This window comes from Aeromonas sobria (genome assembly GCF_050266975.1).
GTDB classification, from domain to species: Bacteria; Pseudomonadota; Gammaproteobacteria; order Enterobacterales; family Aeromonadaceae; genus Aeromonas; species Aeromonas sobria_B.
The window spans coordinates 1-1,093 of sequence record NZ_JBKISU010000078.1 but is presented as its reverse complement, the minus strand read 5'-3'; the positions used below and the strand labels follow the sequence as shown (position 1 = coordinate 1,093).

Below are 1,093 nucleotides of genomic sequence, written 5' to 3'. Positions count from 1 at the left end.
GATGTGGTTGAGGATTAGTTCGTGGTTAAACATGGGGATAGTCTGTTGGGTATTAGCTGGTCAAGGATGGCGATCATACCTCAGAAGCCGCGCCACGCCTCGCTCATATGAGGGGATGGTTAAGGTGACCGCCATCTTCAACGAGTCGTAAAGGTGCTTCTTCTACTCTTGATAAAGCAGATTCAAATAGTCTGGCTTCAAGATCTTCATCTATCCTCGCTGCTTCTTTTCTGTAACCTTCATATGCTTTTGCAACAGAAGCTTTATAACCATAATCTTCGGCCAACTTAAATCTTTGACCTATTTGTTTAGTAGATAACCATGCGAACCATAATGGCGCACCTAGACTTACAATTGACAAAAATATATGACCAAATACAAGGCCAAATTTTGGATCTGGAACAGATAAAGCGGAAGTTAAAGCTTCCACTCTGCCAGAACCGATAACCCAAGCAGATACAAGCGCACCCAACAAACCCACAACCCATACCCACATGGATTTAGCAAGTTGACTCGCCCTTTGGTCGAAAGCACCAGCAAGGCCCTTACTGGTCGTAATACGATAGGAGTCTTCGCAGTTTTCAACCAACTTATCGGACTCTTCTTTATTGGATTTAATAGCGCTAAGCAGATTATCAACATTTTCTTTAGCGGTTGATATTTTAGTTGCTGTTTTAATCGCTTCAGAACCAATAGATTCGACTTTTTTTCGGGCTTCTTTTAAATCTTGTAAATCAGCAGGAAGTGATTCTGCTGTTTCTGTCGCATCATTAATTATTTGAATTTGCTTGGTGAGCTTATCTTGATCCACCTCTATTTCATTAATTTTTGCAGATAAGCCTTTAAGTTTTCTCGAAATGGCTGGAGGTAAAACGCTAGGGTCATTATGTATAACCCATGTTAGCTCTGGTTCGATTAAACTAGAAATCCACTCTAATGTACTAATATAAGCTGGAATTGCCTGTTGCCTTAACCATCCCCTCATATGAGCGAGGCGTGGCGCGGCTTCTGAGGTATGATCGCCATCCTTGACCAGCTAATACCCAACAGACTATCCCCATGTTTAACCACGAACTAATCCTCAACCACATCG

The 1,093-nt window shown here is 41.9% G+C and carries 1 protein-coding gene; it reads right to left on the bottom strand.

What is annotated here, in order from left to right; translation table 11 throughout:
* Positions 1–103 precede the first annotated feature (103 nt).
* On the bottom strand, positions 104–985 hold the full coding sequence (locus tag ACLHZ1_RS20480; protein WP_427263528.1) for a hypothetical protein: 882 nt from the start codon (positions 983–985) through the stop codon (positions 104–106).
* Between the last annotated feature and the right edge of the window lie 108 nt (positions 986–1,093).

Coding starts and splice junctions, on each gene's coding strand:
- ACLHZ1_RS20480 (WP_427263528.1), bottom strand. CDS start 985: ATGAGGGGATGGTTAAGGCAACAGGCAATTCCAGCTTATATTAGTACA.